This is a genomic window from Halopseudomonas litoralis (genome assembly GCF_900105005.1).
GTDB classification, from domain to species: domain Bacteria; phylum Pseudomonadota; class Gammaproteobacteria; order Pseudomonadales; family Pseudomonadaceae; genus Halopseudomonas; species Halopseudomonas litoralis.
The window spans coordinates 111618-137418 of sequence record NZ_LT629748.1; the positions used below are offsets into that span (position 1 = coordinate 111618).

The 25801-nt window shown below is 58.1% G+C and carries 29 protein-coding genes and 2 tRNA genes; 18 read left to right on the top strand and 13 right to left on the bottom strand.

Annotated elements, in window-relative coordinates; all coding sequences use genetic code 11:
- The first annotated feature begins 95 nt into the window (after nt 1-95).
- From BLU11_RS19115 to BLU11_RS00590, 10 genes are all read left to right on the top strand, one after another.
- Nucleotides 96-359 (top strand): hypothetical protein, encoded by a 264-nt coding sequence (locus BLU11_RS19115; RefSeq protein ID WP_157718481.1) that lies wholly within the window; start codon nt 96-98, stop codon nt 357-359.
- A gap of 214 nt (nt 360-573) precedes the next feature.
- A complete protein-coding gene (locus BLU11_RS00550) occupies nt 574-933 on the top strand; it encodes a hypothetical protein (RefSeq protein WP_090271546.1) in 360 nt (119 codons plus the stop codon).
- 2 nt (nt 934-935) lie between these two features.
- A complete protein-coding gene (locus BLU11_RS19120) occupies nt 936-1073 on the top strand; it encodes a hypothetical protein (RefSeq protein WP_157718483.1) in 138 nt (45 codons plus the stop codon).
- Nucleotides 1074-1080: 7 nt separating this feature from the next.
- Nucleotides 1081-1290: a hypothetical protein gene (locus tag BLU11_RS19125; RefSeq protein ID WP_157718485.1), complete on the top strand. Its 210-nt coding sequence runs from the start codon at nt 1081-1083 to the stop codon at nt 1288-1290.
- Nucleotides 1291-1300: 10 nt separating this feature from the next.
- On the top strand, nt 1301-1495 hold the full coding sequence (locus BLU11_RS00555; protein WP_090271547.1) for a major capsid protein: 195 nt from the start codon (nt 1301-1303) through the stop codon (nt 1493-1495).
- Between the two features lie 131 nt (nt 1496-1626).
- Nucleotides 1627-2961 (top strand): virulence factor TspB C-terminal domain-related protein, encoded by a 1335-nt coding sequence (locus BLU11_RS19430; RefSeq protein WP_157718487.1) that lies wholly within the window; start codon nt 1627-1629, stop codon nt 2959-2961.
- Nucleotides 2961-3260, top strand: a complete 300-nt coding sequence (locus BLU11_RS00575) for a DUF2523 domain-containing protein (RefSeq protein WP_090271551.1) — start codon at nt 2961-2963, stop codon at nt 3258-3260. Before BLU11_RS19430 ends, BLU11_RS00575 begins: the two co-directional genes overlap by 1 nt.
- 10 nt (nt 3261-3270) lie before the next feature.
- Complete coding sequence (locus BLU11_RS00580) at nt 3271-4482, top strand: zonular occludens toxin domain-containing protein (RefSeq protein WP_090271552.1); 1212 nt, start codon at nt 3271-3273, stop codon at nt 4480-4482.
- A gap of 131 nt (nt 4483-4613) precedes the next feature.
- The gene (locus BLU11_RS00585) at nt 4614-5900 is read left to right on the top strand and encodes a hypothetical protein (RefSeq protein WP_090271553.1); all 1287 of its coding nucleotides are present in this window, start codon (nt 4614-4616) and stop codon (nt 5898-5900) included.
- A complete protein-coding gene (locus tag BLU11_RS00590) occupies nt 5897-6871 on the top strand; it encodes a phage integrase (protein ID WP_090276105.1) in 975 nt (324 codons plus the stop codon). Before BLU11_RS00585 ends, BLU11_RS00590 begins: the two co-directional genes overlap by 4 nt.
- A 77-nt stretch (nt 6872-6948) precedes the next feature.
- On the opposite strand, the gene BLU11_RS00595 is transcribed toward BLU11_RS00590, so the two are convergent.
- The 11 genes from BLU11_RS00595 to BLU11_RS00645 form a co-directional block, all read right to left on the bottom strand.
- Nucleotides 6949-7025, bottom strand: a tRNA-Met gene (locus BLU11_RS00595).
- A gap of 141 nt (nt 7026-7166) precedes the next feature.
- Complete coding sequence (locus BLU11_RS00600) at nt 7167-7841, bottom strand: DUF748 domain-containing protein (RefSeq protein WP_090271554.1); 675 nt, start codon at nt 7839-7841, stop codon at nt 7167-7169.
- Between the two features lie 285 nt (nt 7842-8126).
- Nucleotides 8127-9689 (bottom strand): phospholipase D family protein, encoded by a 1563-nt coding sequence (locus tag BLU11_RS00605; protein ID WP_090271555.1) that lies wholly within the window; start codon nt 9687-9689, stop codon nt 8127-8129.
- A 121-nt stretch (nt 9690-9810) separates the two neighbouring features.
- Nucleotides 9811-10911 carry a redox-regulated ATPase YchF gene (ychF, locus tag BLU11_RS00610; RefSeq protein WP_090271556.1) on the bottom strand — a complete coding sequence of 367 codons (1101 nt, stop codon included), beginning with the start codon at nt 10909-10911 and terminating at the stop codon, nt 9811-9813.
- Nucleotides 10912-10947: 36 nt separating this feature from the next.
- Complete coding sequence (pth, locus tag BLU11_RS00615) at nt 10948-11523, bottom strand: aminoacyl-tRNA hydrolase (RefSeq protein ID WP_407920237.1); 576 nt, start codon at nt 11521-11523, stop codon at nt 10948-10950.
- A gap of 43 nt (nt 11524-11566) precedes the next feature.
- Complete coding sequence (locus BLU11_RS00620; protein ID WP_090271558.1) at nt 11567-12196, bottom strand: 50S ribosomal protein L25/general stress protein Ctc; 630 nt, start codon at nt 12194-12196, stop codon at nt 11567-11569.
- A gap of 100 nt (nt 12197-12296) precedes the next feature.
- Entirely contained in the window at nt 12297-13238 is a 942-nt protein-coding gene (locus tag BLU11_RS00625) for a ribose-phosphate pyrophosphokinase (protein WP_090271559.1), read from the bottom strand.
- A gap of 124 nt (nt 13239-13362) precedes the next feature.
- A tRNA-Gln gene (locus BLU11_RS00630) sits at nt 13363-13437 on the bottom strand.
- A gap of 32 nt (nt 13438-13469) precedes the next feature.
- The gene (gene ispE, locus BLU11_RS00635; RefSeq protein WP_090271560.1) at nt 13470-14321 is read right to left on the bottom strand and encodes a 4-(cytidine 5'-diphospho)-2-C-methyl-D-erythritol kinase; all 852 of its coding nucleotides are present in this window, start codon (nt 14319-14321) and stop codon (nt 13470-13472) included.
- Nucleotides 14318-14935, bottom strand: a complete 618-nt coding sequence (gene lolB, locus BLU11_RS00640) for a lipoprotein insertase outer membrane protein LolB (RefSeq protein WP_090271561.1) — start codon at nt 14933-14935, stop codon at nt 14318-14320. Before lolB ends, ispE begins: the two co-directional genes overlap by 4 nt.
- 2 nt (nt 14936-14937) lie before the next feature.
- Nucleotides 14938-16674 carry a tetratricopeptide repeat protein gene (locus tag BLU11_RS00645; protein WP_172828653.1) on the bottom strand — a complete coding sequence of 579 codons (1737 nt, stop codon included), beginning with the start codon at nt 16672-16674 and terminating at the stop codon, nt 14938-14940.
- Between the two features lie 228 nt (nt 16675-16902).
- Between BLU11_RS00645 and hemA the strand changes: the two genes are divergently transcribed.
- The 6 genes from hemA to BLU11_RS00675 are packed head-to-tail and all read left to right on the top strand — an operon-like array spanning nt 16903 to nt 22198.
- Entirely contained in the window at nt 16903-18183 is a 1281-nt protein-coding gene (gene hemA / locus BLU11_RS00650; RefSeq protein ID WP_090271563.1) for a glutamyl-tRNA reductase, read from the top strand.
- A complete protein-coding gene (gene prfA / locus BLU11_RS00655) occupies nt 18180-19265 on the top strand; it encodes a peptide chain release factor 1 (RefSeq protein WP_090271564.1) in 1086 nt (361 codons plus the stop codon). The genes hemA and prfA overlap by 4 nt, the downstream gene beginning before the upstream one ends.
- Nucleotides 19262-20095, top strand: coding sequence for a peptide chain release factor N(5)-glutamine methyltransferase (gene prmC, locus BLU11_RS00660; protein ID WP_090271565.1), 834 nt, complete (start codon nt 19262-19264; stop codon nt 20093-20095). The genes prfA and prmC overlap by 4 nt, the downstream gene beginning before the upstream one ends.
- Nucleotides 20088-20846 carry a HesA/MoeB/ThiF family protein gene (locus tag BLU11_RS00665; protein ID WP_090276108.1) on the top strand — a complete coding sequence of 253 codons (759 nt, stop codon included), beginning with the start codon at nt 20088-20090 and terminating at the stop codon, nt 20844-20846. Before prmC ends, BLU11_RS00665 begins: the two co-directional genes overlap by 8 nt.
- On the top strand, nt 20839-21627 hold the full coding sequence (gene murI, locus BLU11_RS00670; protein WP_090271566.1) for a glutamate racemase: 789 nt from the start codon (nt 20839-20841) through the stop codon (nt 21625-21627). Before BLU11_RS00665 ends, murI begins: the two co-directional genes overlap by 8 nt.
- A 46-nt stretch (nt 21628-21673) precedes the next feature.
- On the top strand, nt 21674-22198 hold the full coding sequence (locus BLU11_RS00675) for an acyloxyacyl hydrolase (protein ID WP_090271567.1): 525 nt from the start codon (nt 21674-21676) through the stop codon (nt 22196-22198).
- Nucleotides 22199-22240: 42 nt separating this feature from the next.
- On the opposite strand, the gene BLU11_RS00680 is transcribed toward BLU11_RS00675, so the two are convergent.
- Nucleotides 22241-22750: a DUF2878 domain-containing protein gene (locus BLU11_RS00680; RefSeq protein WP_090271568.1), complete on the bottom strand. Its 510-nt coding sequence runs from the start codon at nt 22748-22750 to the stop codon at nt 22241-22243.
- A 201-nt stretch (nt 22751-22951) separates the two neighbouring features.
- Between BLU11_RS00680 and hemH the strand changes: the two genes are divergently transcribed.
- Nucleotides 22952-23971, top strand: a complete 1020-nt coding sequence (gene hemH, locus BLU11_RS00685; protein ID WP_090276110.1) for a ferrochelatase — start codon at nt 22952-22954, stop codon at nt 23969-23971.
- 21 nt (nt 23972-23992) lie between these two features.
- Here hemH and BLU11_RS00690 read toward each other — a convergent pair whose 3' ends face one another.
- A complete protein-coding gene (locus tag BLU11_RS00690) occupies nt 23993-24631 on the bottom strand; it encodes a LysE family translocator (protein ID WP_090271569.1) in 639 nt (212 codons plus the stop codon).
- A gap of 62 nt (nt 24632-24693) precedes the next feature.
- On the opposite strand from BLU11_RS00690, the gene BLU11_RS00695 reads away from it, so the two are divergent.
- A complete protein-coding gene (locus BLU11_RS00695; protein ID WP_090271570.1) occupies nt 24694-25650 on the top strand; it encodes a 2-hydroxyacid dehydrogenase in 957 nt (318 codons plus the stop codon).
- Nucleotides 25651-25801 lie beyond the last annotated feature (151 nt).

A 25801-nucleotide genomic window follows, 5' to 3' on the forward strand; every position in this document is an offset into this window, starting at 1 on the left:
AACCTGAGACCCGAGCGGTTTTGAATTTGGTTTTGAGTGAGCAGAGCTCGCAAAGGCCAGGGATCGTTACCCGGCAGGGCGGAGACAGTAACAAAGTGAATGACTCCGTGAGCGTAGCGAATAGAGCCCGTAAAGGCCCCCAGCAAGTACAGCAACTTATTTTGGATTTTGAAGAGCATTTATCAGCTGATTTGCCTTTTTGTTACAGAGGGCTTCGCTACGTGCTGGATATTTTAGCCAGAACGCATCTAGACCGTGACATCACGGACAAGGTTAGTGATCCCGCATGGCTGGAGACATTTCACCGTAATGTTGCTGGATACCTAAGTGAATGCGGCGGCATGGCCGGCCAATGGTGACCGCAGTGAACATCAAATATCGCATGTGGTTACGTACTCTGCGTTTTGTAGCAAGTAACTGGCTTGTTCCGTTCCTGCTGGGAATGGCAGCCGCAATGTTTATCCAAGCTGATCACGCCGTCGAGTTAGCCGAGGCGATAGTTCAAGTTTGTCAACAATCTTTTAACACGCCCACTGACGGGCAATAACCGTAAGTCGAAAAAAGGAAGAGAGCATGTTCCAGATTCCAACGCTGAAAAGTACCAAAACGCTGTTTGTCATCAACAAAGATTTTTACGTGAAAAAGGACACTGCCGAAATTCGTGCTTCGGTCGAAGTACTGGTTCCCGCTGGTGGCACTCGCCCCAACAAAGTGGGCTATTCGGTTGCCAGCTTTACCGCTGAGCAAGAGGTTTACGACGCGCTGAACCTCGCAAACGGCCCGATCATGGCAACCTTCGAAACTGAGCCGCGGGAAAGCCGTAACGGCTTCGGAAACACCACCAACACCGACCACCTGGTCAGAGTGATTGCGGACCAGAGCCAGAATAAACCAGCTCCGTCTACCAACCAGCCCCAGGCAAAGGCTAACTGATCATGATCAAGACGCCAGCCCATTATCAGCGCCGCGCTCGTCGCAAGTTGCTGCGGCTGGCGTTCTATACGGTATTTGGCAGCGTAGCCGGTGGCCTGCTTTATCTGGCAGCCGGTCTTTATCTGCCGATGTTTCTGTGAGGTTTAAATGAAATTTCTTGCTTGTGATGGAGCTTGGTCTGTTGGCTCGGGTGCTATTGCCTGTGACGGCACACTGATCACTATTACAAGCGAGGAAATAGCAGAGGAAATTAGTTCCCCTGCTTTAACACCAGAGGAGTCTCAACAGTTGATCGACGCATCACTGCTTATATTTGCGGCGGTCTTCGGCTTCCTGGTACTTAAAAAACTGTTGTGAGGGTTCAGATATGAAAGGCATTTTCAAGAAAGTTGGCGCTGGTGTTGGTCTGCTGGCCGCTGGTACTGGTGTTGCAATGGCGGACTCTACCGCCGCCATTGCATCTTTGACCGGTGTTTCTGGTGATGTTGAAACGATTGGTTGGGCTGTGCTCGGTGTTTTGATCGTGGCTGCTGGTTTCAAATACATGCGTCGCGCTATCTGATGTACCGCCCCTGGGCAACCAGGGGCATTCCTTCACAGGGAGGCCCGGAAAATGTCGATTGATCCCAACACTTATTATCTGATTGTCGTAACCGCAGCTTTTGCGGTTTTGTTTTTTGGGCGGGTGTGATTATGCGGCGAATATTGTTTCTTGTTTTGATGATGTCGAGTATTGGGGCTTGGGCTGAGGATTATTATTGGTTAACTAATAACACTCATGGTGTTGTCGGTCGCGGGAGTACGCCAACTGAGGCTTATAGTAACGGATACCATGGGCAACGCGGTTATTTGCCGGAGATTGTAGAGAAAAAAGAAACCAGATGGAAATTTGGCGCATTAGACCCGAACACTGGAGTGAGGATTGCATTTGTCGATGTTACTCGGCATGGCGACTCTTGCCCCAATCCTGATGATGTATACAACCCCGAAACCGGCTCTTGTGATGAGCCCGATGAACCTGAAAAGTGTGAATCCACCCAGGGCATGGGCGCTGGGCATATGTTTTTGGCTAATACTCGTACTAACCCTTATGACCCTTGGCCAACTGGCTCTCCTGAAGCGCCTTATTCTGTTTGCCGTGCTGGTTGCCGTTTTACTGCTGATTCCGGTGAGGGTAAAACGTCATGCGGTACGTTAGTTGGGGGTGACTCCCTACAGCAATTTTGTGTTCGCATGTATACCGGGCAGGGTACTGAATGTGAAGGCGGTGAAAACCCCATGTTTTCGGGTCCTGGGCTCGGTGGTGGCGGTGGTCCTGATGATGTAGCACCGCCGTCTGATGATCCTTTAGACTTTCCGCCTCTTAGTGATCCGGGTGATCCCACCGACCCCTCAAATAACTGTGGTCCGGGCTATGTCTGGACGGGCACCACCTGCTCCAAGATCTTTAACGAGAAAGATCCCACCACGCCCGGAAGCGGAGGCGGCGGTGATGGTGGTGGGGATGGCGGCGGTGATGGTGGTGATCCCGGTGATGGTGGCGGCGATGGTGGAGACCCCGGCGACGGTGGTACTGGTGGAACTCCTGGCGGCGGTGGCGGCGGTCGTGATGACAAGAACAATGTAAAGGGTGTTGCCTGTGAAGATGAACGCCCGGTTGAGTGTGCGGGTGATGCTTATGACTGCGCTATTTTCTGGCACACCCGCGAACAGAATTGCCGCATGGAAGAGCTGTTGAATTATGGTGATGAGCAAAAGCAGCAGATAACTGAGCTGCTTGAAGGTGATGAATATCACTTTACGGAAGATGATAATGAAACGGTTGAACTTGAAGGGTTTATCAATCAAGGCAGCCGCTTTCTGCCATCCAGCTGTCCGCCTCCTATCGCCATTGCCCTGAGTGGGCGTTCTTTCCAACTGGATACCGGGCCGTTCTGCAGCTTTGCGGATGCTCTGGGTTATCTGATTGTTGCCTTCGCAACTTTGGCCGGTGCCTTGTATGTCGGTCGCGCTTTTGGAGGTGAATAATGTTTTACCACCTTGCAATTCTATTCAGCGTCATAGTCGTTCCCATTGTTACCAAACTGCTCAAAGCTCTGGGGATCGGTGTTGTGTCTTATATCGGGATCAACCAGGTCATGGGGCAGGCGGCTGGTTACATCGAATCCCAATTGGGTGGAACTACCGCGATGATGCAGTCCATGTTGGGTGTGGCCAAGGTCGATATAGCGATCAATATCTATCTGGCTGCGATCACCACACGAATGGTTCTGTCTGGCATGAACAAGCTGACCGGCCGTAAAAAAGACTTTGTATTGAAGGCTTGAGGGATAGAGCATGCTTTACATTCGAACGGGTCTTATGGGCCATGGCAAAACCCTTAACACCATCAAGGAAGTTGATCAGAAAGCCCACAAGGAGGGGCGCCCGGTCTACTTCCATAATGTCACCGGTTTGGAGCCTGATAAGCTCCAGGCCGATTGGTTTGAATTCGAGGAGCCACATAAATGGTTTGACTTGCCTCAAGACTCCATTGTCGTTGTGGATGAGGCGCAACAATTCTTTGGTACTCGTGACCCTCGTAAGGATGTGCCTGAATACTGCTCCCGCTTCGAGATTATGCGTAAACAGGGTCATGAAGTTCACCTGATCACCCAGGACCCGCGTTTCCTTGATGTGCATGCCCGGCGACTGTGCAACAAGCATATTCATTATTCCCGTATCTTTGGTTCGTCCAAGCTGGTGCGCTATGAGACCGAACGCTGTTATGAGACGGTCGATAAGTTTCCAACCAATAAGCTGGCCGATAAAACCACCGTCAGTCTCGATAAAAAATACTTTGGGGTTTACAGCAGTGCGCAGGCTGGCCATCACTTCAAATTCAAGCCTTCAAAAAAAGCCATGTTCTTTGCTGTCGCTACTCTGGTAACGGCTTTTCTTGTGTTTCGGGCCTTAAATTTGTTTTATGGAAGTGATGATTCAAAATCCGGTCAGGCTGATTCTGTTGTTGCTCAGGTGCAAAATGCTGTTGGTTCAACAACTGGTTCTCTATTCGGCTCCGTTGGTGAAGGTGATAAGCCACTCACAGCAACGCAGTATCTAGCCCAGCTCGAACCAAGGGTGCCGAACATACCCGCGTCGGCCCCGGTATACGATGAGCTGACATCGCCCCAGACTCATCCACGGTTGTTTTGCGCTGCCAGTGATGATCCTGACCTGTTGGAGCGTACCTCACATCCTATCGGCGTTTATAACGGCGTCAGAACCTCCTGTGTTTGTTATACGCAGCAGGTTACACGGGTGGATGTGGGATTCCAGTTCTGTATGAATGCGGTTAAGCATGGCTATTTCGACAATACTCGGCCTGATCAGCAACAGCAGCTCGCTCAGGGCGGCTTCAATCAGAACGGGATGCAACCCAATCAGCTGCGGCCCTCGGTCCAGTCCCCGCCGTTGCGGTCTTCGTCGTTCCCAGCTTTCGGCCCTGAACCTCCCCAGGTAACCCGGGTAACGGTTGTTCCTTACGAGAAGGGCCAATTCGCATGGTAACGCGCCCGGTTTTGCTCACGCAGCGAGTCCCGAGCGCGTGCGCAAACCGGCGCGCTGACGTCCCTGTAGCACGTCATTGAATAGGTTGGCGATAGCCTCATTAAACCAGTTAGTTACATAAGGTACTGAATATGGCAGCTCCAATTGATCAGGTTCGAATCTCCAGCCTTGCTGGTACTGATGATTTTTCGAGGGTTTTTCTAGATCCTCATCAGTTGACACAAACTGACCTGTCCGGTGTTCGGCTGCTCGGTTGCCGGGTTGATACCGTGCGCCAGTTGTACCGGGGATCTGTCCCGGCTGAGCTGCTGGAACAGATCGGCGGTGCTGTCGGTCTGATCGCGGACTACTTCGGCATCAAGTGGCACGTTGGCCGGGTCGGCCGTGACTCCGGTTATCAGTTCAAATTGCAGAATAATGACCTTGGTCTGGTAGTCCTGCTGAAAAACCATAACGTGAAGGCCCACGACGTGGGGCCACACCTCAAGTTCGAAGCATCGCCCCACCTGATCGCCTCACACAGTCCCCAGGCGCTGCAGCAGCTTATGGATGGTTTGGCCGGTGAGATCCTGACTGACTGCCAACCTAATCAGTGCGCGGTTCACCTTGCGCTTGATTTTCAGGGCTGGAACCCACCGGCTGACCTTATGGCTCGCATGCATTGCCGCGCCCGTGCACAGCGTGAATTCACCGGTGTTGAGCGTATCGAGTTCGACGAACGGGCGGCAGTGTATGGTCGTGGTAAATCCTTCCTGTTCGGCTCTGCAGGTGGCGTACAACTGGCGCTGTACAACAAGACTGATCAGGCTCGGGCAATTGATAAACTCGACTATTGGCAGTCGGTCTGGCGTGGCCTGGACAACCCGCTAGATCCTGACTGTGAACAGAATTACGATCCGAAAGTACCGGTCTGGCGGCTGGAGCTTCGTTATCATCATTCTGTTGTCGACCAGTTCGCCCAGGGCTCGGTCAATATCCAGACCGGTGAGCTGATTGATACCCGCACCTATTCGGAAATCTCCGCCCACCTTGATGGCCTCTGGCGCTATGGTCTGACCGCGTTCAAGTTGCTTTCTCGTCCCGGCGTTTATGACGCGTTCTGGACCCTGTTACGTGAGGATGTAACCGTTATGGTGCCGGTTGAGTCGCTGTCTGATGAAGTCGAGTACAAGCGCTATTACAAGACCTCCAGCGGGTTCACTGGTAAAAACGTGGAGCTGTTCATGGGCAACTTCGTAAGCCTGTTGGCTCGGGAGCGTGTCGGCGCAAAAAAGGCGTTTGACCGGTTGCAGGAATGGGAGTGCTGGCCGGTCATCCGTGACCATTTTGCTGATAAGGGCATGACTGAGCGTGATGTCTACAAGTGGCTCAAGGACAAGCTGGCTGAACGAACTGTGCGATGGGGGCGTGCGGTGTGACAGCTCGAAAGGATGGCAAAGCCTGGACGGCTGACTTTTACGTTGATGGTCGGCGTATTCGTCGGCATGGTTTCGCTACCAAGTCGGCTGCATTGCGCTATCAGCAGGACTATCAGGAGCAAATGACTGTCACCGGCCGGCCTCTTGATGACCGTCTGAGTGACCTTATACAGGTCTGGTATGACTTGCATGGCCAGACTCTTAAGGACCATAAAACCCGGCTGACTCGTACTCTGTCCATTGCTGAACGCATGGGCAACCCGTTAGCGTCGGAATTCACAGCGTTGAGTTGGGCGCGTTACCGGGCTGCTCGTTTGTCTGAGGTGTCACCGGCTACGGTCAATCACGAACAGCGTTACCTTTCTGCTGTGTTCTCCGAGTTGATCCGGCTTGGCGCTTGGCATGGTGTTAACCCGCTGGATGGTGTACGACAGATCAAGGTAGATGATGTTGAACTGAGCTTTCTTGAACTGGATCAGGTGCAGCAACTGTTGGGCGAGTGTCTCCAGTCGCAGAATAATCATACCTACCCGGTCGCGCTGATCTGCCTTGCAACTGGAGCCAGGTGGGGAGAAGCCGAAACCCTGACGAGATCTCAATTTGCCCAGGGCAAGATCCACTTTCACCGAACCAAAAACGGCAAAAGCCGATCTGTCCCTGTTCCCCAGGCAGTGATTGATGCAGCGTTCAAAAATGCGTTACCAGGTACCCGGTTGTTCACCTCTTGCCGTGCTGCATTTCGAGGGGCATATGAGCGTTGCGGGTTTGATACACCTGGCCAACTGACGCATATTCTCCGGCACACCTTCGCCAGTCACTTCATGATGGGCGGTGGGGATATTCTGACGTTGCAGAGGATCTTGGGCCACGGTGATATTAAGATGACCATGCGCTACGCCCACCTGTCACCAGACCACCTCTCCCAGGCGGTGGAACTTTCGCCATTGGCACAGCTTGCAGCCGGTATCTAATGGTCTGCTCTTGGTCTGTCCTTGGTCATTGGACAGAAACAAAAAAGGGCTAGCCGAAGCTAACCCTTTGAATTTGTTGGTGGCTACACCTGGACTTGAACCAGGGACCCCAGCATTATGAATGCTGTGCTCTAACCAACTGAGCTATGTAGCCATCCGAGGCGCGCATTATTCCCAGAAGCAGGATTGTTGTCAAGAGGTGAACGCTTAATTGGTAAAATTTTCAACTGCTTAGCCTGGCTGGATCACTCCGGCCTGGCAACCGCGCCGCAGGTAGTAGCGATGCGGTTGGCAATCAGCGACTGCCGAGCTGCAGCGTGGTGTTGATCCGGTCGTTCTCGACAGCGGCGGCTTCGCTGACATCCAGCAAGTGAATGCGGTCGGCGTCCAAGCCGCCTTCATCCACCAGCAAGTCGCTGAAGTTGGTGCTCATGTCACGGTTGATGATGAAGCGCACATAGGGCTGTTGCAGACTGACCTTGCCGATGCTGAGGTTGTTATCCCGGTAGCTGATATTGTCCAGTTGCATGTTCTGCCATTTCAGCAGGTCGCGTTTGGCTGGGCCGTCCAGAATCTGCAGTTGTTGTACAGTGGCCTGGCCCGTCACTGCCAACTGCAGTGGTTCCAGTTGACTCAGCTGCACCCGGGTCTGGCTGGTGAGCTGACCGGATTTCAGCTCCAGGCGCACCAGCGGCTCGATATAGGTCTGGGTCAGCGTCAGATCGATATTCTGCGTCTCGACTTGCAGGTCGGCGCTGATCGGGTTGATGCCCACATCACCGGCGATGTTCCGGTGCCCATCGATGTTCAACGCGGTCTCAAGGCGCAGGTTGAAGGGTGTTTCGGTCTGACTGTCGAACCCGGTGAGATCCAGATTCAGCGGGCCGATATCCAGCTTTACCGGTGTGGCTGGTTGGTGGCCGGTCAGTTGCAGCCGGTAATCGCGCAGTTGCGCTTTGTTCAGCAGGATACGCCAAGGGGCGCCGCGTTTTCGTCGAGCTGCGTTGTCTGCTGGTCGACCGAGCGCTCAGGGGACTGTTCGGTAGCCGGTGCGGTCGCTGTCAGCAGTTGCTGCCAGTCGATCTGGCCGTTCTTCTGTCGAGCCGCCCAGGCCTCCAGCCCCTGGCTGGAGTACGGTGCTCAGCCGTACTTCTCGCTTCAGATAGGCCGAAGTATCGCATGCTGGTGCGTAGAACTGGACCCTTCAGGAAGGCTGTGAACAAGTCCTATCAGGCCCGAGCCAGATTGATCGAGCTCAGAGCAGCCATTCGATCGGCAGGATCGAGAGCAGCCATATACCGCTGCGTTTCAATAATCCGGTGTTAGGCTCGCGATCATGGCGCACTTGCTGCACGCCCAACTGCTCGATCCAGTACAGCCGATCATCATCACCCAATCGGACTTCATAGGCATTGGCCGGGATGCTGATGTCGAAGGCCTGATGCACCCGTTGCGCCAGTACCGGACTGTCAATAACGAAACCGAGCTCGGTATTAAGATGCATCGAGCGGGGATCGAAATTGAACGAGCCGACAAAAATCCGCTCGCCATCCACGGCAAAGGTCTTGGCATGCAGGCTGGAGCCGGAGCTGCCAAAGGGGCCGGCGCTCTCGTTGCGGTCCAGATGAGGGGAGAGCCGGCGCATCTCGAACAGCTGCACGCCACCCTCGAGCAGATCTCGGCGCCGCTTGGCATAGCCGGCATGAACGGCGGCGACATCGGTAGCATCCAGTGAATTGGTCAAGATGCGAACATCAATGCCCTGGTCGACCAGTGCGGTAAAAGCGTCCACACCCGCTGCGGTCGGTACAAAGTATGGCGAGACCAGCGCTACTGCGCTGCTTGGCTGGTCCAGGATCTGCCCCAACTGATGAGTCAACAGCCCCTGTGGTCCAGCCTTGCCCAGCCCCTTGGCTGGATCATCGGTTACCATGCGGGTAGTTGCCCATTCCAGCGGCAATTCACCAGCCAGCAAGCGGCGACTGAAGTCGGAGCGGGCTACCGCGGCGACGTACTCGGCAGCGCCGGCATCTCGCTCGACCAGGGCGGCGGTCTGGCTCAATCGATCCAGTTGCTGTGCGGAGACCCTCGGCAATATCTGTTCTACCGGATAGGCAGAGCCGCTGGCCCAGTAACGGTCGAAGTCCGTCGAGACCTGCTCGACAACCGGGCCGACAGCAAGTACATCCAGATCGGCAAACAGGATGCCTTCAGTGGCGCCGAAGTACTCATCCCCGACGTTACGCCCACCAACGATGGTGGCCTGGTTATCGGCGGTGAAGGACTTGTTGTGCATGCGCCGGTTGGCTCGGGCGAAGTCGGTTAGATATCCCAGCCATTTGGGCTTGCGGACGATGAAGGGGTTGAACAGTCTCACTTCGATCTGCGGGTGCAGCGTCAGGGCTGCTAATGCGCTATCCAGCCCCGCAGTACCGTTGTCATCCAGTAACAGTCGGACGCGCACGCCGCGGTCCGCCGCCTCGTGCAACTCTTCCAGCAATAAGGTGCCAGTCATATCGCCGTGCCAGATGTAGTACTGGGCATCCAGGGTGCGCTCCGCTGCCCGTGCCAGTAATACACGTGCAGCAAAGGCATCATGAGGGTCGGGTAGCGCATGGATGCCGCTCTTGTCCGGGTGCGCCGCCACGCCTGCAGCCAGTGCTTGGCCGAGGCGGGTGGCGCGGGCCGCTTCAGGGGGCAGGGCGAAGGAGTCGGTCAGGTTCTGCGCTGGCAGGCTGCAACCTGTAAGCAGACTGACGCCGAGCAGAAGAACAGCGAGCCAGCGGTACGCTGGTAGGGAGAAGTCGATGTGCAACATGCCTGGATATCATCCTCGGCTTATCAGCCTTAGGCTCATGGTGACGGCAGTATATCCGGCAGGGTCTGATGGAAAAAGAAAACCCCTTGAGGCTGGCGCCATCAAGGGGCTTTCTGTCGTGTCAGACGTTGAAGCGGAAATGCATCACATCCCCATCCTTGACGATGTACTCCTTGCCTTCCAGGCGCCATTTACCCGCTTCCTTGGCGCCGGCTTCGCCCTGGTACTGGATGAAGTCGTCATAAGCGATGACCTCGGCGCGGATGAAGCCTTTTTCAAAGTCGGTATGGATGGCTGCAGCAGACTGCGGAGCCGTGGCGCCCACCTTGACGGTCCAGGCGCGGACTTCCTTTACGCCGGCGGTGAAATAGGTCTGCAGGTTGAGCAACTCGTAACCGGCGCGGATCACGCGGTTCAGGCCGGGCTCGTCCATGCCGATGGCTTCAAGAAACATATCCTTCTCTTCACCATCATCCAGTTCGGCGATTTCCGCTTCGATCTTGTTGCATACTGGCACGACGACGGCACCTTCGGCATCAGCGATCTCGCGCACGATGTCGAGGTAGGGGTTATTCTCGAAGCCATCCTCGGCGACGTTGGCGATGTACATCACCGGCTTGCTGGTCAGCAGGTGAAAGCCCTTGATCAGCTTTTTCTCGTCATCTGCCAGGTCTTTCAGCAAGGTACGGGCGGGCTTGCCTTCGGTGAAGTGGGGAATGAGCTTTTCCAGCAGCGCTTTCTGCGCTACCGCTTCCTTGTCGCCGCCCTTGGCGTTGCGCGTGACGCGCTGCAGCTGCTTCTCGCAGCTATCCAGGTCTGCGAAGATCAGCTCCAGATCAATGATCTCGATATCGCGCTTGGGGTCGACGCTGTTGGAGACGTGGATGACGTTGTCATCATCAAAGCAGCGCACCACGTGGGCGATGGCTTCAGTTTCGCGGATATTAGCCAGAAACTTGTTGCCCAGGCCTTCACCTTTGGAGGCGCCTTCCACCAGTCCGGCGATATCGACGAACTCCATAGTGGTCGGTAGCACTCGTTCCGGTTTGACGATAGCGGCCAGTGCGTCCAGTCGTGGATCAGGCATGGGCACGATACCGCTGTTCGGCTCGATAGTGCAGAACGGGAAGTTCTCGGCGCTGATGCCAGCCTTGGTCAGTGCGTTGAACAGGGTGGATTTGCCGACGTTGGGCAGTCCGACGATACCGCAATTGAATCCCATACTGGTGTCCTCTGCCGTGGTGGCGGCGAAAATGAATCAGGCTTTGAAGCTGTGCAGTCGCTGCATGACTTTGGTCCAATCGCCGGCAAGCATGCCGGGCAATTCCTTCATTGTTTCATCAATGCAGGCATCCAGAGCCTGTTGTTCGGCTTTGGGGGCACGGCCCAGTACAAAGCCTGTCACCTGTGAGCTATGGCCGGGATGACCGATGCCCAGTCGCAGGCGATGAAAGTTATTCTGGTTGCCCAGACTGGCGATAATGTCGCGCAGTCCGTTATGCCCGCCGTGTCCGCCACCTTTCTTGCATTTCACCACGCCGGGAGGCAGGTCAAGCTCATCGTGAGCGACCAGGATCTCGTCGGGAGCAATGCGGTAGAAACCGGCAAGGGCGGAAACAGCCTGGCCACTGCGGTTCATGAAGGTGGTGGGGATCAACAGGCGAACATCCTGACCGTTTATAGTCAGGCGGCCGGTCAGGCCGAAAAATCGGTTTTCCTGGCGCAAGTCCAGGTTGTGCCCGGAGGCGAGGCGCTCAACAAAAAGGGCGCCCGCGTTATGCCGGGTCAGTTCATATTCCGGTCCCGGATTACCGAGACCGACGATCAACTTGATTCCCTGCGTCACGACGGGCGCCCTCTTGGGTTTCAGCGGGATATTATTCCGCTGATTCCTCACCTTCTGCTGCAGTGTCATCGGCTGCGGTGGTGCGCTGGGCCATGATGGTCACTACTGGCAGGTTGTGATCTTCACCCAGAGCCAGGCTCGGGATGGTCACGCCTTCCGGCAGTTTCAGGTCAGCCAGGTGCAGGCCTTGACCCAGCTTCAGATCAAGCAGGTCGACTTCGATGAAGTCGGGCAGATCTTTAGGCAGGCAGCTGACTTCAACTTCCGGCAGGTTGCGGAAAATCATGCCGCCTTCCTGTTTGACGCCAACGCAGGTGTCTTCGTTGGCGAAGTGCAGGGGAACCTGAACGGTGACTTTCTGACCGGCAACGATACGCTGGAAGTCAGCGTGCATGATGCGCGGCTTGGCCGGGTGACGCTGCAGTGCCTTGAGCAGCACTTCTTCTTTCTTGCCATCGATGGACAGGCCAATGATGGAAGAGTAGAAAGCTTCATTTTCCAGCGCCTTGTTCAGCTCGCGAGCGGCGACAGAAACGCTTTGCGGCTCCTTGTTGCCACCGTAAACGATAGCTGGAACTTGATCAGCGTTACGACGCAGGCGGCGGCTCGCACCTTTCCCCAGGTCATCACGCGCATTCGCATTCAAAGTGAAGTCGACCATGTGTAGTCTCCTTGCAGAGCGTCCGGGCACTTGCGACCAGCGCATCGGACGATTGATGAAGCCCGGCATTATTGCCGGGCTGTTGGAACAGTGCCTGTTTCTAGCGAAACATGGCGCTGATGGATTCTTCATTGCTGATGCGACGCATCGCTTCGGCAATGATCGGTGCCATGTCCAACTGACGTATGCGGTCGCAGCTTTCCGCGGCGGCAGACAGTGGAATGGTATTGGTTACCACGAGCTCGTCGAGCACGGAACCATTGATATTCTGGATCGCCTTGCCCGACAGAATCGGGTGGGTGCAATAGGCTGATACGCGAGTCGCGCCGAAGTCCTTGAGGGCGGTGGCAGCGGCGCACAGAGTACCGGCGGTGTCGACCATGTCGTCAACCAGGATGCAGTTACGGTTCTCCACATCACCGATGATGTGCATGACTTCCGCCTGATTGGCCTTGGGCCGACGTTTGTCGATGATCGCCAGATCAACGCCGAGAGACTTGGCCACGGCACGGGCACGAACCACGCCACCGATGTCCGGAGACACGATCAGGAGGTTGTCCATGCGCTGAGCCTGGATATCGTCGATCAGTACTGGCGAACCGTAGATGTTGTCCACCGGAATATCGAAGAAACCCTGGATCTGGTCAGCGTGCAGGTCGACCGTGAGGACGCGGTCAACACCGACCACGTCCAGCATGTCGGCGACGACCTTGGCGCTGATCGGCACTCGAGCGGAGCGCGGACGGCGGTCCTGGCGAGCGTAACCAAAGTAGGGGATGACTGCGGTAATGCGCGAAGCAGACGAGCGACGCAGGGCGTCAGCCATCACAACCATTTCCATCAGGTTGTCGTTCGTCGGCGCGCAGGTGGGCTGGATAATGAAGACATCCTTGCCACGTACATTTTCGTTGAGTTCAACGCTGACTTCGCCGTCGCTGAAACGACTAACCAGTGCGTCACCAAGGGGGATATGCAATTGACGCACGACGCGTCGTGCAAGGTCAGGGTTTGCATTCCCAGTAAAGACCATCATCTTGGACACGCTGCAATACCTATTTTGGGTAGTGGTCGATGCGATGAGTCAGTGAGAGAGCCGGGCGAACAAAAACACGCCTGGCCGGTCAAGCCGGACTCAAGATGTCATGAATTATTGCTGCCGGAGAAAATGGCAGGGGCGGCTGGATTCGAACCAACGCATGGCAGGATCAAAACCTGCTGCCTTACCGCTTGGCTACGCCCCTGTAACTGTCCGGATGCTAAGGTTGCATCCTTCTTACGTCGCTTTGTTGAGTAAAGCATGTAACGGTGAAACGTTACATCCCTTTGCAACAAAGGCTTGCAGAGTGGCTGGCAACCGGGCGCGAACTTTATCAGCTTCGCGTTCATTTGGGAAGGCCCCAAATAAGCAACTGCCAGTTCCGGTCATCTTAGCCTCACAAAAATTGTTTAGCAAGATCAACGTGTTACGTATTTCAGTGTAACGCGCTACTACTACCGGCAAGCAGTCGTTCCGACCACCGTGCTCTCGAAAGGCCGCTAATGTAATCGCCGGCGTGTCCCGAGTCAACCTCTCATCGGAAAAAATTTCTGCAGTGCTGACATGGCAGGGCGGTACGACCACCAGATACCAGGGTTCGTCCAGCTCAACCGGGGTCAGCTGTTCGCCAACACCTTCGGCCCACGCAGCACGGCCACGCACAAATACCGGGACGTCGGCGCCCAGTTGCAATCCCAGCTCGGCCAGTTGATCCAGCGTCAAGCCGGTTTGCCACAGGTGGTTCAACCCTACCAGGGTGGTAGCCGCATCCGAGCTGCCGCCGCCGATGCCGCCGCCCATGGGCAGATGCTTGTCCAGGCGGATGTCCGCGCCCTGGTCAGTGCCGCTGGCTCGTTGCAGCAGCCGCGCGGCGCGCATGATCAGGTTGTCCTCGGCGGCCACGCCGGGCAGGTCTGGTAGCAGCTGGAGTTCACCATCGTTGCGCGGGGTGAAATGTAGGGTGTCGCCGTGATCGAGAAACTGAAAGAGTGTCTGCAGCAGATGGTAGCCGTCGGGGCGGCGGCCAGTGATATGCAGAAACAGGTTGAGTTTGGCCGGGGCCGGCAGGCTCAGGGTCGTGGTTGTCATTCGGCGGTACGGGGCTCCCAGCGGGTGATGACCAACGTCAGCAACACATCGTACCCGGACAATTGCAGGCGCTGGGGAAGTGGTACGCCATCAACCTGTTGGTAGCGACTGTATTCCACTGTCCAGCCTGCCTGGGCGAGGCGCGCCAGCTGGCTGTCCGGGTTGAGCTGCAAGCGGCTTGGGCTGTCCGGTGCAGGGAGGCCGCGCACCCACCACAGCAGGTGCTCGACCGGCAGGCGCCAGCCGATCTGTTGTTCCAGCAGGGTGTCGGCCGAGTCGGCCGTTGCCGGTGGCTGCCCGGCGATCTCCAGCGTCACCCCTGCATCGCTGCCCTGAATACGGGTAGCGCCGCGGCCGAGTGGGCCGGACAGGCGGATATCATAGTAGTCCTGTTGCTGCAGCCAGGACAGTGTGCCGCTGCCGGACTCACCCGGCGCTCGCACACCCAGCTTGCCCTGCAGTGTCCAGTCCGTTATCGGTGCAACCAGGCTGCGGTGTGCCTGCCAGGCGGCGGGGTCACCACCGAACTCCAGGGTTTCACGTTGATGCAGGTTGCTGCAGGCGGTGAGTACCAGGGTGAAAGCCAGCAGGCTGAAGGTGCGGAGCGACAACATGTTCAGTCTGCCTCAAGTCGTTTACGGGTAGCGTCGATCATGGAGGTATCTTCGGCCTGATCCGCGGCCTGATCCCAGATGGCGCGCGCCTCGCGATGCTTGCCTCGTTGCCAGAGTACTTCACCGAGATGCGCGCCGACTTCCGCATCGGGGAAGGCCGCAAAGGCCTCACGCAGCAGCTGTTCTGCGCGCTCCAGATTGCCGAGGCGATAATGCACCCAGCCGAGGCTGTCCATGATCGCAGGGTCCTCGGGCATTAGGTCATGTGCCTTTTCCACCAGTTGCAGCGCCTCGTCGAGCTGTTCGTTGCGGTCGGCCAGCGTATAACCCAGGGCATTGAGTGCCATGGCGTTCTCTGGTTCGCGCTGAATGATCAAGCGCAGGTCAGTCTCCAGACCGGCGGGATTGCCGAGGCGATCGGCTAGCATGGCTCGGGTATAGAGCAGGCGGCTGTCGTATTGCAGTTGCTCCAGCGCCTGGTTGGCACGTTGCATGGCCAGCTGCGGGTCCACGTTGATCAATGCTTCGATTTCCAGCAGGAACAGCTCTGGCGCCAGTTGCGGATGGCGTGCGCGCTCGCTGTGCATCATGTTGGTGAGTTCGGCCATACGCTGGCGTTCGACCAGCAGGCGGATGATCCGCAGGCGGGAGGGCAGATATTCCTCACCAGCGCCGATGCTCTGCCAGGTGCTGATGGCGGCATCCCATTGCCCGGCCTGCTCATGGGCGGCGCCCAGATGATAGGCTGCCGCGCCGTGGGTGGGATCGGTTTCCAGCAGTCCCTGCAGTTCGCCAATTGCTGCCTCGGTATCACCGTCTTCCAGTTCCACCAGGGCCAGTGCCAGACGTACTTCGTCATCATCCGGGTTTTGTCGGGCCAGTTCACGGAAATGCGTGATCGCCGCCTGATGATCGCCGCTGTTGACCAGCATCCTGGCCAGCAGCAGGCGCATGCGGCTGTCATTCGGAAATTTGCGTACACCTGTTTGCAGCACTTCGATGGCTTTGTCGGGCGCACCCAGCTCCGCATGCAGACGACTCTGCAGCATGATGGATGCGGCGGTGCCATTGTCGCGGGTATGCTCATCGAGCAGAGCAATTGCTTCCTCGCTGCGCTGCTCTTCCTGGAGCAGCAGGGCGGCAGCGAAACTCAGTTGGGCATTGCCGGGGTAGCGTTGCAGCAGGCTCTGCAGATTCTCCAGCATGCTGGTGCGGGTAGTGCTGTCGGCCTGCAGGGCGGTCAGTGCCAGCAGGTCGAAATGGGTGTCGTCCTGCAGCAGCAACACCTGTTCCATCATGTGCATGGCGTCATCGTGCTGACCGGCGCGGGCCAGTTGCAGCGCCGCCGCACGCAAGGCCTCGGGGTTGTCAGGTTGCACTTCGGTCCAGAGCAGGGCCATGTCCATGGCATGTTGATGGGCACCGAGAAACTCGGAGATTTCCATGGCGCGCTCGATGATGCCGGCATCGCGGGTGCGCACGGCCTGTTCGAGATAATTGCGCAGGGCAATATCGAAGCGGTTGCGCTGGCCGGCAATTTCGGCAGTCAGCAGCGCGTACAGGGTGTCTGTCTGAAACTGCCCATACACCTTGGGTTCGTCCACCATGGTTTCATCGTTTGGTGCCGCAGCGACAGAAACCGGTGGCGCCGGTGCCGGCTCAGGTGCATTGATTGCACAGCCGGTGACCAGCAGGCTGATTGTCATGGCTAGAAGCGAGTGGTGAAATCTTGCCGTCATGGATACTCTCTTTGCTACGCGGCTCTGCCAGAATGAAGCCGGCAGCTGATAATACAGGATGAGTTGCAAACCCATAGCGTGCAAGTGCAAACGGGGCTTGATCACCCTCCGAGAGCCGACCAAAGAGCAGTTTTGTCCGGGTTTCCATCGAAGGAATTGATTGGCATCGCTTTAAATAGGACAATTACCTGTTTTTACGCCGTATTTTCGGGCATATATTGAGGCGCCATGGGCTTTCTCGCATTCGGGATCAATCACAAGACGGCGACAGTTGACGTGCGTGAGCGGGTCGCGTTCGCTCCGGACCAGTTGGCCGACGCCCTGCAGCAGCTACGTGATGAGACGTTGTCCCAGGAAGTTGCCATTCTTTCCACCTGCAACCGCACTGAAATCTACTGCACTCAGGATCACCCTGATGCAGCGCTGCTGGCTGCGTGGGTGGCGCGCTATCACGGCCTGGAGCCGGGCTCGATTACCGGTAGCAGCTATGTGCACAAGGACGCGGGAGCGGTAAGACACATGATGCGGGTCGCGGCCGGGCTGGATTCCATGGTGCTGGGCGAGCCGCAGATCCTCGGGCAGATGAAGGACGCCTGGCAATACGCGCGTACCGCCGGCACCCTGGGACCGTCTCTGGATCGACTTTTTCAGAGCACTTTCAATACCGCCAAACAGGTGCGCACGGATACTGCCATTGGCGCCAACCCGGTGTCTGTCGCCTTTGCCGCGGTCAGCCTGGCGCGGCAGATCTTCTCTGACCTGGGCCGCAGCACGGCGCTGCTGATCGGCGCTGGAGAGACCATCGAGCTGGTCGCCAGACATCTCAATGAGCAGGGCGTCAGCAACTTGATCATTGCCAATCGCACGCTGGAGCGTGCCGAGGCATTGAGCGCGCCGCTGGGCGGCAGGGCGATCACTCTCAACCAGATTCCCGACGTGCTGGCGGAATGTGAAATCATCATTGCCTCGACCGCCAGCCCGTTGCCGATTCTGGGCAAGGGTGCTGTGGAGCGAGCGCTCAAACAGCGCCGACACAAGCCCATGTTCATGGTCGACATTGCTGTGCCGCGTGACATCGAGCCGGAGGTGGGTGACCTGGCCGATGTGTACCTGTACAGCGTCGACGATCTGCAGGAAGTGATTCAGGAGAACATGCGCTCCCGCCAGGACGCAGCCGATGCGGCGGAGAAACTGATTGAACTCGGCACCGATGAGTTCATGCAGCGCCTGCGCTCCCGCGCTGCTGTCAACGTGCTCAGGCGTTATCGACAGCGGGCCGAGCATCAGCGTGACCAAGAGCTGGCAAAGGCCCTGGCGCGTCTGGAGCGGGGCAGCGATCCAGCTGCGGTGATGGCAGAAATGGCGCGGGCGTTGACCAACAAACTGCTACACGAGCCCAGCGTCCAACTCAAACGCATGAGCGCCGAAGGTCGCAGCGAATCGCTATCGCTGGCCATGGAGTTGTTCGCTCTGGACGATGAAACGAACACTGCACAGGGCAAACCATGAAAGCGTCACTACTTAACCGCCTGGACATGCTGCGTGAACGCTTCGAAGAGCTGTCTGCCTTGCTCAGCGACGCGGAAGTTATCCAGGACCAGAATCGGTTTCGAGCTTATTCGCGCGAATATGCCGAGCTGGAATCGACCGTCAAATGTTACGCCCAATGGCTCAAGGTCAGTGCGGACCTGGATGAGGCGCGCAGCCTGGTCAAGGATGCCGATCCGGACATCCGGGCCATGGCCGAGGATGATGCCGAGGCCTGCAGCGGCGCGCTGGCCGAGCTGGAAGTGCAGCTTAATCTGCTGCTGCTGCCCAAGGATCCCAATGACGAGCGCAACGTATTTCTGGAAATCCGCGCCGGCACAGGTGGCGATGAAGCCGCGATCTTCGCCGGCAACCTGTTTCGCATGTACTCGCGTTACGCCGAGCGGCAGGGCTGGCGCATCGAGATTCTGTCGGAAAATGGCGGCGAGCATGGCGGTTACCGCGAGGTTATTGCCCGGGTTGAAGGTCAGAGCGTCTACGCCAAGCTGAAATTCGAGTCGGGTGCGCATCGCGTGCAGCGGGTGCCCGAAACCGAATCCCAGGGCCGCATTCACACATCAGCCTGTACCGTGGCGGTGATGCCCGAGCCAGACGAGCAGGCCGTGGTGGAGATCAATACGGCGGACCTGCGCGTGGATACCTATCGCTCCTCCGGCGCTGGCGGTCAGCATGTCAACAAGACCGACTCGGCCATTCGTCTGACCCACCTGCCCACCGGCATCGTAGTGGAGTGTCAGGAGGAGCGCTCGCAGCACAAGAACCGCGCCAGGGCCATGGCCCTGCTGCAGGCGAGGCTGGCGAACCGGCAGCGCGAAGCGCATGAAAAGGAAATCTCCGACACCCGGCGTTCGCTGGTGGGCTCCGGAGACCGGTCCGAGCGTATCCGTACCTACAACTTTCCCCAGGGCCGAGTGACTGACCACCGTATCAATCTCACCTTGTATAGTCTGGATCAGGTGATTGAAGGCGATCTTGATGGCGTCATCGAACCCCTGCGGCGTGAATATCAGGCCGACCAGTTGGCTGCCCTGGACCAAGCATGAACCGTGATATTGCGGCCCTGCTGGCGCAGGCTGATCTGCCTGACTCGGATACCCCGATGCTGGATGCCGAGCTGCTGCTGGCTCACGTATTGCAGAAATCCCGCAGCTATCTGTTCACCTGGCCGGACAAGGAGCTGTCGGATGCGGATCTTGACCAGTTTCGGGCCCTGCTGGCGCGCCGCCGCCAGGGTGAGCCGGTTGCCTACCTGCTCGGCGAACAGGGTTTCTGGACGCTGGACCTGCAGGTCAGCCCGGATACGCTGATACCCCGCCCGGATACCGAGCGGCTGGTAGAGGTGGCCCTGGAACTAGGTCCTCAGCAGTCTGCTCGGGTGCTGGATCTGGGTACTGGCACTGGCGCCATCGCTCTGGCTTTAGCCAGCGAGCGTCGCCAGTGGCAGTTGACCGGCTGTGACCGCATGTTGGGTGCCGTGTCGTTGGCTGAGCAGAACCGTGTGCGGCTGGGGCTGAGCAATGCCCACTTCCTGCAGAGCGACTGGTTTACCGCGCTTGGTCACCATAGATATGACCTGATCGTTTCCAACCCTCCCTATATCGCCGCAGATGACCCTCATCTTGCGCAGGGCGATGTACGCTTCGAGCCCGCCAGCGCCCTGGTCAGTGGTGCGGATGGACTGGATGACATCCGTCACATCATTGCTGGCGCCCCGAGCTATCTGCAGGCCTCTGGCTGGCTGCTGCTGGAACATGGCTGGCAGCAGGCCGAGCAGGTGCGCCAGTTGCTGGAGCAACGAGGTTTTCAAACCGTACAATCATGGCAGGACCTCGGTGGGCATCAGCGCCTCAGTGGTGGGCAATGGCATGAATGATCAGCAACTGCTGCGTTATAGCCGACAGATTCTGTTGCCGCAGGTTGATGTCGACGGTCAGCAGCGCCTGCTCGACAGCCGGGTGCTGATCGTCGGCATGGGTGGGCTGGGTGGGCCTGCTGCGCTGTATCTGGCTGGCGCTGGTGTTGGCACGCTATTGCTGGCCGATGATGACCATGTCGACCTGACCAACCTGCAGCGCCAGATCATACACGGCTGTGCCGATCTCGATCGTCCCAAGACCGCATCGGCGAGTGACCGGCTCGGCGCGCTCAACCCCGATATCCGGCTGCAGCAGTTGGATCAGCGACTGGCCGGTGAGCAGTTGCTGCAGGCGGTGGCCGAGGTGGATCTGGTGCTCGACTGCACCGATAACTTCACCGCGCGTCAGGCAATCAATAGTGCCTGCGTTGAGCTGCGTCGGCCGCTGGTATCCGGAGCGGCCATCGGTCTGCAGGGGCAGGTCAGTGTGTTTGATTTCCGGCGCGCCGATAGTCCCTGTTACCAATGCCTATACGGCGATGGCGACGATGTGGCGCCCAGCTGCAGCGAGGCCGGTGTGCTTGGGCCACTGGTTGGTATGGTGGGCAGTCTGCAGGCGCTGGAGGCGCTCAAGCTGCTGGCCGGGTTTGGTGAGCCGCTGGTAGGGCGCCTGTTGTTGATCGACGCGCTACGCGCAGGCTTTCGAGAGTTGCGAATAAAGCGCGATCCGGGTTGCGCCTGTTGCGGTACCGAGGCCGGCCATGAATGAAGCGCCCGTAGGCGTATTTGATTCGGGCGTCGGCGGACTGTCGGTACTGCGCGAAATTCGTCAGCTGCTGCCCGCCGAATCCTTGTTGTACGTAGCCGACAGCGGCTTCGTGCCCTACGGTGAAAAACCGCCCGAGGTCATCTGCCAGCGCAGCCGCGCTATCGCCGAGTTTCTGCTGGCGCGCGGGGCCAAGGCGCTGGTGCTGGCCTGCAATACCGCAACCGCGGCGGCAGTGGCGGATCTGCGTGCCCGTTATGCCGTGCCGATCATCGGTATGGAGCCGGCAGTCAAGCCGGCGACCCTGGCTACCCGCAGTGGTGTGGTCGGTGTGCTGGCTACTACAGGTACGCTGCGCAGTGCCCGCTTCGCTGCACTGCTGGACCGTTTCGCCGGCTCGGTGACCGTGGTCACCCAGCCCTGCCCGGGGCTGGTCGAGAGTGTCGAGCGGGGTGAGTTGAGCGGACCGCAGGTGAGCGCGCTGCTTAGCCGCTATGCTCAACCGCTGCTGGAGGCTGGCTGCGACACGCTGATACTGGGTTGCACGCATTATCCCTTCCTGCGTCCTGCGTTGCAGCAGCTGCTGCCTGAGAATATCCATCTGGTGGATACCGGCGCGGCTGTGGCACGCCAGTTACGGGCAAAATTGACCGAGCATGACGCCCTTGCCCGCGGTCCGGCGGCCCCGGCGCGACTGTGGAGCAGCGGCGATTGCGCTGTACTGGAGCAGGTGCTGCCGCTGCTGTGGGGAGGGAACGCAACGGTACAGGCGTTGTCGGTTTAATTAAGGCTCGACTACGCTGAGATCAACCATAGCAAGGAAAAACGAAATGAAGAAAACGGCCTTGGCATTATCCTGTGCGCTGTCTGCTCTATGCAGCATTCCTGCCGCCCATGCATTGGACGGCCTTACTTTGCAGATCGGGGAATCATCGGAAAATACCACAACCTATCGGATCGGAGCACAGTTCGAATTTGGCCGCACATTGTGGCAGAGCCAGTCGGGCGGCGTGCAGCTGGATGGTTACTGGGACGCCGGCGTGACCCGCTGGAGCAGCTTGGACGCGACCAGTCTGACCTTCACCCCCATGTTTCGCCTGAGCTTCGGCGCCAGTGATGCTGGGGTAACGCCTTTTCTGGAAGGCGGCATAGGGGCTTCCTACTTTACCGAGACCGACCTCGGCGATCAGGATATGGGTGGCAAATTTCAGTTTGAAGATCGCCTCGGGGCGGGCCTGATGTTCGCTGGTGGTTCGGAAGTCGGGGTGCGTTACTACCATTACTCCAATGCCGGTATCAAACAGCCGAACGACGGCATCGATATGGCCGCTTTGTACTATCGCCTGGGATTCTGATCTGAAGGGGCATGGATGCCCATCAACCCCGCCTGACTCTCCTTATCTTCTCCTCTGAACCGGACCATATTGCTCCCGGTACAGATGGGCAAAGCCGTGCAGCAGAGGCAACATTATCGCCCACGCCAGCGCAATTACCGGCAGGCTAACGGTCAGCGTGACATCATCCCGCTGCGTGATAATGGTGTACAGCAAGGGTCCGGCCAAGGCGCCCAGAACACTGGCGCACCACCAGGGGTGTGCACTCCAGCGCAACGCGTGATTGAGAGTAGTGCCCAGCAATCCCCAGCTCAGTGCCGACCATAGTGGTGTCAGTACATCGTGCCCACGGATCTCCAGCCAGCCCATCTGTAACATCAGAGAATCCAGCACTGCTCCGGCCAGCAGACAGCTGACCACCAGCTTGCCTTCGGCTGCCCAGCTGCTGATAAACAGAAAGTGCGCAAGCAGCACCAGGAAGACGATCAGCAGCCAGGCGGAATTACCACCGAGAATACAGGCCAGCCAACCCACCACGAATAGCAGGGCATTGGCCAGGATATTTCCGGACATAAGCTTATCAGCTCTCCAGTAGAAGCATGGTTTTGGTGCGACGATCCTCGCTGAATCGTCAATCGCCTGCAAGTTGCCGTGTCGATGTGAATTGGTAATGGGGGTGATAGCTTGGTGGCTGCGGTAAAACCTCAGCAAGCAGGGTACAATCGGGGTTTTTCGCCCAACCTGCAGATAATGATGCCACAAGGGGAAAGCCTGATGTCTGACCGAGGGGTCCTGCTACTGAATCTGGGTTCGCCCGCCAGCACCGAGGTGGCCGATGTGCGTCGCTACCTCAATCAGTTTTTGATGGATCCTTGCGTTGTCGATCTGCCCTGGCCGGCGCGCCGCCTGCTGGTCAGCCTGATCCTGCTGCGTCGTCCGCGTGAGTCTGCGGCGGCCTACGCCTCGATCTGGTGGCAGGAAGGTTCACCCCTGGTGGTCATCAGCCGTCGTGTGCGCGACCAATTGCGCGCCCGCCTGGATATGCCGGTGGAGCTGGCCATGCGTTATGGAGAACCCTCCGTAGAGCAAGGGATACTGGCACTGGCGGAGCAGGGCGTGGGCGAGATTCTGCTGATGCACCAGTACCCACAGTTCGCCGATAGCACCATAACCACCTCCATCCGTGAAGCGCAGCGGGTAATCGCCAAGCATGGCCTGAAAATACGCGTGACGGTATTGCCGGCATTCCATGATCGTGCGGACTACCTGGATGCGCTGGTTGCCAGCGCGCAGCCGCATCTGCAGCATGGCTTTGATCATCTGCTATTCAGCTATCACGGCCTGCCCGAGCGCCATCTGCGCAAGGTCGATCCTACCGGCGGTCATTGCCTGGCGACCGCCGATTGTTGCGAACGACCCTCTCCGGCCCATGCTACCTGCTACCGTGCGCAATGCAGTGGCGTCAGCCGCGCGTTCGCCGAACGGGTCGGGTTGCAGCCGTCGCAGTGGAGTATGGCCTTTCAGTCGCGCCTGGGGCGTGACAAGTGGATCGAGCCTTACACCGAAGCGACGCTGGACGAGCTGGCCGCGCGTGGCGTCAAGAGGTTGCTGGTGATGTGTCCGGCCTTTACCGCCGACTGTATCGAAACACTGGAAGAGATCGGTGATCGCGGCCGGGAGCAGTTTCTTGCTGCCGGTGGTGAGGAGCTGGTATTGGTCCCCTGTCTGAATGACTACCCGCAATGGATGGACACTCTGGCCAACTGGGCGCGTAACGAGCCGGTCGGCGCCTGATGCGGGCGCTCGCGGAGCGGGTCAGGCGCGTCTGAACCACTCCGCCAGGGCCAGGTGCAGCCCGAGGCCGATCAGCACCACCCCCATCAGTCGATCAAACCAGTGGCCCATGCGGGCAAAGCCGCGACGTACCCTGGGTTGACTGAATAGCAAGGCAACCAGACAGAACCACAAGGTGGTGGCTATCGCCAGGTAAAGGCCATAGCCGGCCTGAATCAGGATGGGGGTCTGCGGACTGATGACCAGGGTGAATACTGACAGAAAGAACAGCGTCGCTTTGGGATTCAGGCCATTGGTGACAAAGCCGTTGATGAAGGCCTTGGTCGGCGGCATGCTGATCGGTGCGACGGCCACCTCGCCGTCAGTGATGGGCTGGGGCCGGGTACGCAACGCCTTGATACCGAGATATAGCAGATAGGCGCCAGCCAGCAGTTTCAGTATGTTGAACAGCCATACCGACTGGGACACAATGATGCCGATACCCAGCAGCGAATAGGCCACATGCAGAAAGATTCCAACGCCGATGCCAAGGGCTGTGATCAACCCGATCTGCCGCCCGGCGTTGACGCTGTTGCGAATCACCACGGCAAAGTCCGGACCGGGACTGGCTACTGCCAGCACATGGACCATCGCCACCAACAGAAACTCATTCAGATACAATGCATTGCTCCGGCCAAAACCGCCATTCTAAACTTCTTGCCTTAGTCTAAACAGGTTCCGAAATGAAAAAGATGTCAGTGGTATTTCTGGATCAAGCATCCCTGGACCAGGGCGATCTGGATATGCAGGCGCTGCATGATGCTGCGAAAAAATTGACCTTGTATCCAGTCACCACCCCGGACCAGGTCGCGGAGCGCGTGGCGGAGCATCAGGTGGTCATCACCAACAAGGTCGTCATCGACGAGAAGGTCATGCAAGCCTGTCCCGAGCTGCAGTTGATTCTGGTGGCAGCGACAGGTACCAATAATGTCGATCTGCAAGCGGCGCAGCGACGAGGCATCACCGTGTGTAATTGCCAGGCGTACGGCACGCCCTCGGTGGCCCAGCACACTTTGATGCTCATGCTGGTGCTGATCACCCGTTTCGAGTCCTACCGTCAGGCGGTGCGTGACGGTGCCTGGCAGCGCAGCAGCCAGTTCTGCCTGCTGGATTATCCGATCGGCGAGCTGTCCGGGCGCACGCTCGGAATCCTCGGCTACGGTGAGCTGGGTCAGGAAGTCGGGCGGCTGGCCAGTGCCTTCGGCATGCGCATTCTGGTCGGCGCATTGCCTGGCCGCGAGCACCCGGAGCGGCCGTCCCTGGCCGAGCTGCTGCCTCAGGTGGATGTGCTCAGTCTGCATTGCCCACTTACCGAGCGCACCCGCCATCTGATCGGTGCCGAACAGCTGGCGCTGATGAAGCCCGGCAGTTTGTTGATCAACGCCGGGCGTGGCGGGTTGGTGGACGAGCAGGCGCTGGCCGAAAGCCTGAGCAGCGGCCATCTCGGCGGCGCCGGGTTCGATGTGTTGACGACCGAGCCGCCGGTGGACGGTAACCCCCTGCTTGATAGTTCGTTGCCCAATCTGGTACTGACTCCGCATAGCGCCTGGGGTAGCCGCGAGGCGCGCCAGCGCATCGTCATGCAACTGGTGGGCAACCTGATCGATGATCAGCAGCGAGCAGATCGCCGCATTGTTTGATTGAACCTGTTCACAAATACGCTATGACGCGTTTCACAGATTGAAGTTGATCACCCGTTTGGGTGATGTGTGGGGCGCTGAGCCTCGATAGATTCCCAGCCTCGATCAGGAGCAGGCTTTCCCTGAGCAACTATCTGCTACAGAGGAAGCT

Excerpts from the sequence above, each read along its gene's own strand:
- prmC (WP_090271565.1), top strand. The coding sequence starts at position 19,262 with ATGAACCGTGATATTGCGGCCCTGCTGGCGCAGGCTGATCTGCCTGAC.
- ispE (WP_090271560.1), bottom strand. The coding sequence starts at position 14,321 with ATGACAACCACGACCCTGAGCCTGCCGGCCCCGGCCAAACTCAACCTG.
- hemH (WP_090276110.1), top strand. The coding sequence starts at position 22,952 with ATGTCTGACCGAGGGGTCCTGCTACTGAATCTGGGTTCGCCCGCCAGC.
- BLU11_RS19125 (WP_157718485.1), top strand. The coding sequence starts at position 1,081 with ATGAAATTTCTTGCTTGTGATGGAGCTTGGTCTGTTGGCTCGGGTGCT.
- BLU11_RS00580 (WP_090271552.1), top strand. The coding sequence starts at position 3,271 with ATGCTTTACATTCGAACGGGTCTTATGGGCCATGGCAAAACCCTTAAC.
- prfA (WP_090271564.1), top strand. The coding sequence starts at position 18,180 with ATGAAAGCGTCACTACTTAACCGCCTGGACATGCTGCGTGAACGCTTC.
- BLU11_RS00585 (WP_090271553.1), top strand. The coding sequence starts at position 4,614 with ATGGCAGCTCCAATTGATCAGGTTCGAATCTCCAGCCTTGCTGGTACT.
- lolB (WP_090271561.1), bottom strand. The coding sequence starts at position 14,935 with ATGTTGTCGCTCCGCACCTTCAGCCTGCTGGCTTTCACCCTGGTACTC.
- BLU11_RS00695 (WP_090271570.1), top strand. The coding sequence starts at position 24,694 with ATGAAAAAGATGTCAGTGGTATTTCTGGATCAAGCATCCCTGGACCAG.
- BLU11_RS00680 (WP_090271568.1), bottom strand. The coding sequence starts at position 22,750 with ATGTCCGGAAATATCCTGGCCAATGCCCTGCTATTCGTGGTGGGTTGG.
- BLU11_RS19430 (WP_157718487.1), top strand. The coding sequence starts at position 1,627 with ATGCGGCGAATATTGTTTCTTGTTTTGATGATGTCGAGTATTGGGGCT.
- BLU11_RS00550 (WP_090271546.1), top strand. The coding sequence starts at position 574 with ATGTTCCAGATTCCAACGCTGAAAAGTACCAAAACGCTGTTTGTCATC.
- ychF (WP_090271556.1), bottom strand. The coding sequence starts at position 10,911 with ATGGGATTCAATTGCGGTATCGTCGGACTGCCCAACGTCGGCAAATCC.
- BLU11_RS00665 (WP_090276108.1), top strand. The coding sequence starts at position 20,088 with ATGAATGATCAGCAACTGCTGCGTTATAGCCGACAGATTCTGTTGCCG.
- murI (WP_090271566.1), top strand. The coding sequence starts at position 20,839 with ATGAATGAAGCGCCCGTAGGCGTATTTGATTCGGGCGTCGGCGGACTG.
- BLU11_RS00645 (WP_172828653.1), bottom strand. The coding sequence starts at position 16,674 with ATGACGGCAAGATTTCACCACTCGCTTCTAGCCATGACAATCAGCCTG.
- hemA (WP_090271563.1), top strand. The coding sequence starts at position 16,903 with ATGGGCTTTCTCGCATTCGGGATCAATCACAAGACGGCGACAGTTGAC.
- BLU11_RS00575 (WP_090271551.1), top strand. The coding sequence starts at position 2,961 with ATGTTTTACCACCTTGCAATTCTATTCAGCGTCATAGTCGTTCCCATT.
- BLU11_RS00620 (WP_090271558.1), bottom strand. The coding sequence starts at position 12,196 with ATGGTCGACTTCACTTTGAATGCGAATGCGCGTGATGACCTGGGGAAA.
- BLU11_RS19120 (WP_157718483.1), top strand. The coding sequence starts at position 936 with ATGATCAAGACGCCAGCCCATTATCAGCGCCGCGCTCGTCGCAAGTTG.
- BLU11_RS00555 (WP_090271547.1), top strand. The coding sequence starts at position 1,301 with ATGAAAGGCATTTTCAAGAAAGTTGGCGCTGGTGTTGGTCTGCTGGCC.
- BLU11_RS00675 (WP_090271567.1), top strand. The coding sequence starts at position 21,674 with ATGAAGAAAACGGCCTTGGCATTATCCTGTGCGCTGTCTGCTCTATGC.
- BLU11_RS00605 (WP_090271555.1), bottom strand. The coding sequence starts at position 9,689 with ATGTTGCACATCGACTTCTCCCTACCAGCGTACCGCTGGCTCGCTGTT.